The sequence below is a fragment of the Rhodoflexus sp. genome, assembly GCF_053489755.1.
The window spans coordinates 1-9673 of the sequence record NZ_JBRCHD010000021.1; the positions used below are offsets into that span (position 1 = coordinate 1).

At 45.7% G+C, this 9673-nt stretch carries 10 protein-coding genes; 7 read left to right on the forward strand and 3 right to left on the reverse strand.

All coding sequences use genetic code 11. From position 1 onward, the window contains the following. Positions 1-10: 10 nt before the first annotated feature. The 4 genes from ahcY (at position 11) to ACWIP2_RS05360 (ending at position 3549) form a co-directional block, all read left to right on the forward strand. Positions 11-1303 (forward strand): adenosylhomocysteinase, encoded by a 1293-nt coding sequence (ahcY, locus tag ACWIP2_RS05345; protein WP_448518883.1) that lies wholly within the window; start codon positions 11-13, stop codon positions 1301-1303. 140 nt (positions 1304-1443) lie between these two features. Next, positions 1444-2424, forward strand: coding sequence for a DMT family transporter (locus tag ACWIP2_RS05350; protein ID WP_448518876.1), 981 nt, complete (start codon positions 1444-1446; stop codon positions 2422-2424). A gap of 47 nt (positions 2425-2471) precedes the next feature. Continuing rightward, the gene (gene panB / locus ACWIP2_RS05355) at positions 2472-3296 is read left to right on the forward strand and encodes a 3-methyl-2-oxobutanoate hydroxymethyltransferase (protein WP_448518877.1); all 825 of its coding nucleotides are present in this window, start codon (positions 2472-2474) and stop codon (positions 3294-3296) included. Next, entirely contained in the window at positions 3289-3549 is a 261-nt protein-coding gene (locus ACWIP2_RS05360) for a hypothetical protein (RefSeq protein WP_448518878.1), read from the forward strand. The genes panB and ACWIP2_RS05360 overlap by 8 nt, the downstream gene beginning before the upstream one ends. A 26-nt stretch (positions 3550-3575) precedes the next feature. Here the strand turns inward: ACWIP2_RS05360 and ACWIP2_RS05365 are convergent, their stop codons facing one another. Further along, positions 3576-4214 carry a hypothetical protein gene (locus ACWIP2_RS05365; protein WP_448518879.1) on the reverse strand — a complete coding sequence of 213 codons (639 nt, stop codon included), beginning with the start codon at positions 4212-4214 and terminating at the stop codon, positions 3576-3578. 107 nt (positions 4215-4321) lie between these two features. Between ACWIP2_RS05365 and mazG the strand changes: the two genes are divergently transcribed. Together mazG and ACWIP2_RS05375 are read left to right on the forward strand one after the other, a co-directional pair. Beyond that, positions 4322-5134, forward strand: coding sequence for a nucleoside triphosphate pyrophosphohydrolase (mazG, locus tag ACWIP2_RS05370; RefSeq protein WP_448518884.1), 813 nt, complete (start codon positions 4322-4324; stop codon positions 5132-5134). A 447-nt stretch (positions 5135-5581) separates the two neighbouring features. Then, entirely contained in the window at positions 5582-6616 is a 1035-nt protein-coding gene (locus ACWIP2_RS05375; RefSeq protein ID WP_448518880.1) for a SpoIIE family protein phosphatase, read from the forward strand. Positions 6617-7240: 624 nt separating this feature from the next. On the opposite strand, the gene ACWIP2_RS05380 is transcribed toward ACWIP2_RS05375, so the two are convergent. Further along, positions 7241-7465: a hypothetical protein gene (locus tag ACWIP2_RS05380; protein WP_448518881.1), complete on the reverse strand. Its 225-nt coding sequence runs from the start codon at positions 7463-7465 to the stop codon at positions 7241-7243. A 168-nt stretch (positions 7466-7633) separates the two neighbouring features. Here ACWIP2_RS05380 and glgP point away from each other — a divergent pair, with 168 nt between their 5' ends. Continuing rightward, positions 7634-9307, forward strand: coding sequence for an alpha-glucan family phosphorylase (gene glgP / locus ACWIP2_RS05385; protein WP_448518882.1), 1674 nt, complete (start codon positions 7634-7636; stop codon positions 9305-9307). Positions 9308-9519: 212 nt separating this feature from the next. On the opposite strand, the gene ACWIP2_RS05390 is transcribed toward glgP, so the two are convergent. Next, positions 9520-9673: transposase (locus tag ACWIP2_RS05390; protein WP_448518885.1), on the reverse strand; the 154-nt coding region annotated here is incomplete at its 5' end.

The window sequence follows — 9673 nt, forward strand, 5'->3', positions numbered from 1 at the left end:
AACCACTTATTTGCCTTACAAGGTAAAGGATATTAAGCTGGCAGAATGGGGCCGCAAAGAAATTCGCTTGGCAGAGGCTGAAATGCCGGGACTGATGGCGCTTCGCAAATTATATGGTGAAAGCAAGCCGCTGGCAGGCGCACGTATAGCCGGCTGTTTGCACATGACTATTCAGACTGCTGTGCTGATTGAGACGTTGGTAGCGCTGGGGGCAGAGGTAACATGGTCTTCATGCAATATTTTCTCTACACAAGACCATGCGGCGGCGGCTATTGCAGCGGCAGGCATCCCTGTGTATGCGTGGAAAGGTCAGACTGAGGAAGAGTTTGAATGGTGTATTGAACAAACGCTATTTTTCGGACCTGAACGCAAGCCGCTGAATATGATTCTGGATGACGGTGGCGACCTGACAAACATGGTGCTTGACCGCTACCCTGAATTGGTAGCCGGCATCAGGGGAATTTCTGAAGAAACGACTACAGGCGTGCATCGCCTCTATGAGCGCGTGAAGAAAGGAACGCTTCCAGTCCCTGCCATTAACGTGAATGACTCTGTAACTAAGTCTAAGTTTGATAATAAATATGGTTGCAAGGAGTCTTGCGTAGATGCTATCCGCCGCGCTACCGATATTATGATTGCAGGCAAGGTTGCCGTTGTTGCCGGTTACGGCGATGTGGGCAAAGGTTCTGCTGCTTCGTTGCGTGGGGCAGGCGCGCGCGTAATTGTAACTGAAATTGACCCCATCTGTGCATTGCAGGCCGCTATGGACGGTTTTGCCGTCAAGCGCATGTCGGATGCAATCAAAGAAGCCGATATTGTGGTTACCGCTACGGGTAATATTGGCATTATACGCGAAGAGCATTTCCGCGCAGCCAAAGACAAGGCTATCATCTGCAATATCGGTCATTTTGATACAGAAATAGACATGGCTTGGCTCAATAAGCACTATGGACACACGCGCACCGAAATAAAACCACAGGTAGATTTGTACAATATTGACGGTAAAGATGTGATTATTCTTGCCGAAGGTCGCTTGGTAAATCTTGGCTGCGCGACAGGACACCCTTCATTTGTAATGTCTAACTCATTCACGAACCAAGTGCTGGCACAAATTGAATTGTGGAGCAACGGCGACAAGTATGAGAAGAAAGTTTATACGCTGCCTAAACATTTGGATGAAATGGTAGCCCGCCTGCATCTGGAAAAAATTGGCGTACAACTGGAAGAGCTTTCGCAAGAACAAGCCGAATATATTGGTGTGGACGTAAAAGGTCCGTTCAAACCTGAATACTATCGCTATTAATTTTGTTGGCTTTGTGGTATCGAGCGCCTAACTGAAAAGTCATCCTGAGTATTTTCGGGGTGGCTTTTTGGTTGTTAAGGTGTTTTTGCCGCGGCGTACAGAGCGTATAAAGTTTTTATTTCATCATCAGCAGTCAAATCATGGCATATAAAATACAGGCTACAGTACAAAAACTTGACTTGCGGCAAATCTGGGGCGCGCTGCTAATTATGACAGGCGCGGTCGGATTTGCTTCAAAGGCTATTATTGCAAAACTGATGTACCGATATGAGGTTGATACCTCATCGCTGCTTAGTTTGCGGATGCTGTTTGCGCTGCCGTTTTTTGCAGGGGTGATTATCTACAACTATCGCCGCGTGCCTTTCAGCAGCTTCAGCACGAAGGACAAAATCCTGATTCCGGCAATGGCATTTATAGGCTACTACCTTTCCAGTCTATTTGACTTTTGGGGACTTCAATATGTAAGCGCTGGGTTAGAACGGCTAATTTTGTTTGTTTATCCGACAATTGTTGTTGTTATCTCGGCGATTTGGTTTAAAAAACCTATTCTCAAACAGCATTATTATGCGCTGGCGCTGACCTACGCAGGTATCGCCATTGCGCTGACGACGGATTTTACAGCAACGGGCGATTATTTCTGGCTGGGTGCAGGGCTGATTTTTATGGCGGCGTTCACTTACTCTATTTACCTGATTGTCAGCGGCAGGCTGATTCCTCGCATTGGCTCGGCGGTGTATATCTCATACGTCATGTTGTTTGCCACAATTCCGGTTTTGATACAGTATTTGATTGCAAATCCGGGCAGTTTGTGGCGATTTGATGCGGCTGTTTATGAGTTAAGCATCTGGATGGCAATTGTAGCGACCGTTGCGCCTGCGGTGATGACTTCGGAAGGTATCCGCCTGATTGGGGCTGCTAATGCTGCCATTGTGGGTAGTATTGGGCCCATTGCTACTATTTTTCTGGCTTACATACTACTTGGCGAACCTTTTTCCTTTTGGCAAATGATTGGGACACTGTTTGTTCTTACAGGCGTACTGATTATCACATTGCGCAAGCAGGAAGCAAAAGCGCCTGCCAAAAACACAGAAAATAGCGAAAGCGCAACAATGGATATATAAGACAAAAACGACAACTTTGTCGGCAAGCATTTTTAACCTACAAACGCATGTCTGTACATAAAAGCAGCGAACTCAAACGCATTACCACACACCGACTCATAGAAATGAAACAGCGCGGCGAAAAAATTGCCATGCTTACAGCCTACGATTATTCGATGGCAAAAACTTTAGACGCTTCGGGGATAGATGTAATTCTGGTAGGCGATTCGGCATCCAACGTGATGGCAGGGCATGAAACCACGCTGCCTATGAGCCTGAACGAAATGATATATCATGCCTCATCGGTCATTCGCGCCGTGAAACGCGCTTTTGTAGTGGTAGATATGCCTTTCGGCACTTATCAGGGCAACTCGCGGCTGGCGCTGGAGTCTGCCATTCGGATTATGAAAGAATCAGGCGCACATGCCGTAAAAATGGAAGGCGGCGCTGAAATTAAGGAATCTATTGACCGCGTGCTAAGCGCAGGTATTCCTGTGATGGGGCATTTGGGGCTGACACCGCAGTCTATTTACAAGTTTGGCACTTATACCGTGCGCGCCAAAGAAGAAGCCGAAGCCCAAAAACTGCTGGAGGATGCGCAAATGCTGGAACAATGCGGCTGCTTTGGGCTGGTAGTGGAAAAAATTCCCGCTTCCTTAGGCAAGAAAGTAGCGGAAACAGTTAAAATTCCGGTAATTGGCATTGGCGCAGGTCCACACGTGGACGGTCAGGTGCTGGTTGTACACGACATGCTGGGTATTACCAACGAGTTTCGTCCGCGTTTTTTGCGCCGTTATGCAGACCTGCACGGCATTATGACACAGGCTTTCGGACAATACATTGAAGATGTAAAAACCTGTAACTTCCCTAACGAATCGGAAAGCTATGAGTAACCATAACGCTAACAACGCAATAATGGCCAAAGTCGCCTTTGCAAGCATTGCCGTGCTGATTATTGCGCAAATTGTACAAACGCTGCTGAAAACCATGAGCCTTTACTACTTCTCGGCTGTTTGCCTGATTCTTTCGGGCATTGTAGCTGCGGCGGCGGGCATAGCGCTGGGCGCTAATAAATGGCTTACAGGGATACTATCGCTGCTCAGCATCGGCTTTGGCGTACTTAAATTCTTTATAGTCTGGAACTGAAAAGGAAAAAGCAATAATGCCCCTGCCTAATTCGGGCTGTAGTGCAGCAAATAGTTAGCAAGGCGATCGTACTCCATCAGCGTGCGATCAGGTACGCCAAGTTTCTGAAGAGTGCTTAAATAAACCTCTACCAACTCCATAAACTGCGGATGGTGGCACATTCGTGCTACAATAATTGCCTTAAAACAACGGTGAGTCTGGTTGTAGATATACTTTACAGGCAGATGTGGGCGATCGTTCAGTATTTTGTTTAGACTGACAAGCGAACTGGACTCATTCAGAAATCGAAAACCGCGCTCGTTCATAAAGTCTAAGATCTGATGGGCACAGTTGTAAATATCGTCCTGACAATTGATCTTGTAACGAAAATACTTAGTATCGGAAAGTTTACCGATAGATACAACTAAGGTATTGGCCTCTTTGCGGAATTCAGGCAGATTGTCTAAAAACTGCTGTGCTATTTCTTCCACCCCGTGATGGCGTAAGCCAATATTCACCTCCAAAAAAGTATCGTTTCGTCCCGAGAATGATAAAATGATATTTTGAAAGCCTATGTCAGTGATTTTGCGAAACTGCTTTAGTTCAGGCAAGAAAACAAATCCTTGCGCGGTCAGGTAAGGTTCTAAGGCGACGAACGTATAGGCTTCTGCCTGTTTGGGGCACATTGTTTTAATTTTTTATATAGTAACTACGTATGTAAATGGCTTGTTTGAACCCACGCGCAATTTTAATGATGACAGCGCGTAATTTTGCTACTTACAACGTTATTATTATGCCCGTAGAACCTCATCACCCCAAGTATGCCGAAGCCTTTGCCCGCCTGCTGGGCATTATGAACGACCTACGCGAACAATGTCCTTGGGACAAAAAGCAGACCATTGAGTCGTTGCGTCATCTGACCATTGAGGAAACCTACGAGCTTTCGGATGCTATCCTAAACAATAATCTGGAAGAGGTCAAAAAAGAATTGGGCGATTTGCTGCTGCATATCGTGTTCTATTCGCGCATAGCTGCCGAGCAATCCGCTTTTGACATTGCCGATGTGATTCATCAGGTGTGTGAGAAACTCATCCGCCGCCATCCGCATATCTACGGCAACGTGCAGGCGGCAGACGAACACGAGGTCAAGCGCAACTGGGAACAGCTCAAAATGGCAGAAAAAGCCGCTTCGGGCGAAAAAGAATCGGTGTTGAGCGGAGTGCCGCAATCGCTGCCCGCGTTGGTGAAAGCTATCCGCATTCAGGAAAAAGCCCGCGCTGTCGGCTTTGACTGGGACAAACCCGCCGACGTTTGGGCAAAAGTAGAGGAGGAAATGAATGAACTGAAAAATGCGTTGCAGAACAGTCAAGCTACCAGTCAAGACGCAATAGAAAGCGAGTTTGGCGACCTGTTGTTTGCGCTCGTGAACTATGCGCGGTTTATTGACATCAATCCTGAAACGGCATTGGAAAAAACCAACTTGAAATTCACGCGCCGTTTCAATTTTCTGGAAAGCGAAAGCCGAAAAGACGGCAAATCGCTTTCCGAAATGAGCCTCACCGAAATGGACGTTTACTGGAATCGCGCCAAAGAGTTGGGGTTGTAGCACACGGATTTTTTCCCCACAGGATCAGACCGAAAACCACCTCAGCCTGCCCCTGTGGATCTTTCGCCAAGAACTATGGTCATTGTTTTATTCAATCTTATGATTGTCATTCTTGCGTACATAGCAAAAGCCTTTGCTTTGCTGCAAAAACACCCCAAAAACAACATGCGAAAAACTTTTTAGCTTCTTGCCAAATATTATGTTTTTTATCTTTTAAGTGATTTTTTTTGAAAAAAAAAAAAAAAAAAAAAAAATACAAATTTTATGCCAAAAAACCCATCATACCAAAGCGCCCTTCCAGCCAATTTTACGATTCCAGACATCAAAATTACATACATCCTTCGCACAACCTATCAAAAAAAACAAAATAGGCGAGGCTAATTTTCGTTTATTTCAAAAATAAACAATTTTCTAACTATCAACCTCATAACAATTATGTCCTAACATATGAAATCTGTTCGCGAAGGTATAACATTATCTAATAATCAACTCGACTCCCACTCACTAAAAGAAGAAAACGCGGCTTTACATAAGCAAATAGCCGAGTTGCAAGAAAGACTGCTTGCGCAATACCAAATGATGGAAATCACGACAAGCCACCTGTCGGATGCAATTTTTCGTTTAGAGTTAGAACGGGAAGAATCTTTACATAAAACAGAAGAACTCAAAGCCAACAACGCTGCACTCTCTGAGAGCCTCCAAACCATCGCGCGCCAACGCAAACAAATAACCGAAAGCATTCGCTATGCTTCGCGCATTCAACGGGCGATTTTTGCCAAACAAACGCCTATCCAACAGGTTCTTTCCAATTCTTTTTTCCTGCATCTGCCTAAAAACAACCTCAGCGGCGACTTTGCCTTCATCGCTCAAAAAAGACATCTGATTTACATAGCGCTTGGCGACTGTACTGGGCACGGCGTTCCGGCAAGCATGCTGACCATCGTCTCCCATATGCTGCTCAGCCGCCTGATAGAAGATGCTGATGCGTATGTCATGCCCTCTCAAATACTGCACACATTAGATTTTCTTTTTAATGAATACCTAACAGGCAGCAATCCTAACGTGCGCGATGGCTTAGAAATAGGGCTTTGCATGATAGACACCAAAGAAAATGTTTTGCATTACAGCGGAGCGCGTCAGCCGTTGTACCGCGTTCGCCAAGACGGCATTCAAGAATACAAAAGCAGCAAAGATACTGTCGGCTGGTCGCTGCGGGGCTACTTAGACAAGTCTTTTGAAACTATTCATATTCCCTTTGAAAAAGGAAACAACGGATGCTTTTATTTGGCAACTGATGGATTTTTTGATCAGTTTAATCTAAAAGGAAGAAAACTGATGCGTAAAAATTTCAAAAAAATATTAGAAAATATTTGCAGATACCCTATTACTGAACAGGAAGGCATCCTCCATGATATATTCTACGAGTGGAAAGGCAACAGCAAGCAAATAGACGACGTAGGCGTCATAGGTTTTGCTATTTAATTGGTCATCTCTTAAAAGCCCATGCCTTTCATCACCTATTTGTGATCCGGTACAGTTTGTTAATTTGGGTCAGACCCTGTGGCATAGCCGAGGGTGTCTAAAAAGGCTGAATGCAGCACAGACTTCAGTCTGTAGTCGTATGATTATCAAGTATTTAAACCGGTCACAGACTAAAGTCTATGTTACTTTTTGGACAGCCTCTCAATTCACAGGCTATTTTTTTACCGTGCAACAAAACTGATACTAACGCGAACTATGCAATTAGGTCTTTGAAAAGTTTTATTTGAGAGAGGGATTGAAAAGTTTTAGCTTTGGGAAGGGTATCAAAATAAGTGTAAGCAATCAGTCCGCAAAGCGTTCATAAGAAGGCAGACGTTGCACGCCGCTGCGGAAAATAAGTACGCAGTTTACGATGGACGATGAGAGCGCTGTTCCACCGGCGGCTGAAAATCTGTATTAATTTGTGTGCTGTAGGGTGTATGCACAAGCAAAAGCGATTTCTTTGAAAAGTGCAAATCCGAATTTAGCCGTTTTTCGCTAATCCTTGCTTTTTTCTCTCTTGATTCGTAAGCAACTGATTATCAAGTTTTCGCAAATAAATTGCGTTATTAAATTAACCCCTTTTCAGGTACACTGACTGAGTAATACGGATGTTTGCTCAGACTTTGGCGGCTCAAAAAGGCTGGATTGTCCGGTATAATCGGCAATGAACCTGTCGGCGACCTGTTGAAGAGCAGCGGTCGTACCCGAGCCGATGTGCCTGATGATGACGCGCTTACCATTGCGATAAGCATACACCTGAAACGAACGTGATTGCCCCTGAGTTTTAACAACTCTGCTATGCAGCATTTGACGCAGTTAGTGCGGTAAAATCAGATAAAAAATTTCATAAGTAGCTGATAATCAAATGCTATTTTTATGCGATGCGAAAAGCCGGACAAGTTAGGAAAAATCTGCGTGCCTAACATTTTGGCGGCATCGGAAAAAATTTGCCATATTCGCTGAAAATATTCTGTCATGATTCACACCCTACCTGAAATCGCGCAATACAGCCATTGGCGACATCCTTACACCCCCGACCCGAAATACAGCAAACGCGTAGCCTATTTTTCTATGGAATTTGCCATTGACCAATGCCTGAAAACCTATTCGGGCGGCTTGGGCTTTCTGGCAGGTTCGCACATGCGCAGTGCCTACGACCTTCGGCAAAATATGGTTGGCATCGGCATCCTCTGGAAACGCGGCTACTACGACCAAGTCCGTCGGGAAAATGGACATATGGACGTGTTATTTCAGGAAAAGCACTACAGTTTTCTGGAAGACACTGGCATTAAAGTCGGGCTGAAAATCACTCATGCGCACGTCTATGTGAAAGCCTACTGCCTGCGCCCTGAAACGTTCGGCACTGTGCCGATTTATTTTCTGACGACTGATATTCCTGAAAATGACCACCTTTCGCGGACGATTACCGAACGCCTATACGATGACAACGAACTGACGCGTGTGGCTCAAAGCATGGTGCTGGGCATTGCAGGGGCAAAGGTGCTGGAAGCGCTCGGCGGCGTGGACGTTTATCACATGAACGAAGGCCATGCGTTGCCGCTGGCATACTATCTCTACAAGCAGCACCACAATATTGACCAAGTGCGCAAAAGATTAGTTTTTACAACTCACACACCCGAAAAAGCCGGTAACGAAACCCACGATACCGAACTGATGCGCGTGATGAATTTCTTCTACGGCATTGACACCCATGAAGCAATGCGCATCAGCGGACAGGAAGGAAGCCCTGTGTTAGACTATACGCTTGCCGCGCTTAATCTTGCGCGTAAAGCCAACGCCGTTTCCAAATTACATAGCGTTGTCAGCAATCAGATGTGGGGTAGTTTTGAAGGCATTTGCCCGATTATTTCCATTACCAACGCGCAGAACAAGCGCTATTGGGCAGACGCTGAATTGCAAAAGGCATTGGATAACGATGACGACCGCGCACTCGTTGCCCGCAAAAAGCAGATGAAAGCTGAACTGTTTCGCGTAGTAGCCGACCAAACGGGCAATTTATTTTCTCCCGACGTTCTGACGATTGTTTGGGCGCGGCGTTTTGCAGGCTACAAACGGGCAGACCTGATTCTGCGCGATTTGGGCTACTTTGAGCGCCTGCTCCGCGACCCCAACCGCCCGATTCAGATGATCTGGGCCGGAAAACCCTATCCGGGCGACTACAACGCGGTGAACACCTTTAATTATCTTGTTGATTTGTCGCGCACATTGCCTAATTGCGCCGTGCTGACGGGCTATGAATTGCATCTTTCGCGCCTGCTCAAAAACGGTGCAGATGTTTGGCTGAATACACCGCGTCGCACCCGCGAAGCCTCCGGCACCAGCGGCATGACCGCGGCCATGAATGGGGCTATCAACTTTTCTATTTCCGATGGCTGGATTCCTGAATTTGCCGTAGATGGTGTAAACGCGTTTGTTATACCGCCTGTTGATTTGCGCTGTACCAATCCTGAACAGGATATTATTGACCACGACAATCTGATGGAAATGCTGACGCAGCGAGTTATTCCGACCTATTACAACCATCCTGAACAGTGGCTCAACATAATGAAACAAAGCATGAAAGACGTCGCTCCGCGCTTTGATTCCGACCGCATGGCGGATGAGTATTATCGGTTGATGTATCAGTAAGCGGGCTGCAAGGCATCTGCCGCTAGTTGCGCCAGACTTATCCATCGGTCTTATCAAGTATTGCTAACCTTGTCATTTCAAATGATAAGGTGTAAAAGAAAAATGTTAATATACAGAAGCAACTTCTACTCTTATTTCGGAGTAATAACACCGCCATTTCTCAAGTTACCGATGTGGGCTACCGAAGCAGGAGATTACAACTCATCTCAAAACTATCTAAGTAGCATAATCATGGCAGCCAGTTTGACAAATCCTGCAAAATTGTCTAAATGATATTCGTATCTGGTTACGCATCGTCTGAAGTTTTGTAGCCAGGCAAAAAAACGCTCTACTTTCCAACGTCTCTTATAGCGGCGTAACTTGCGA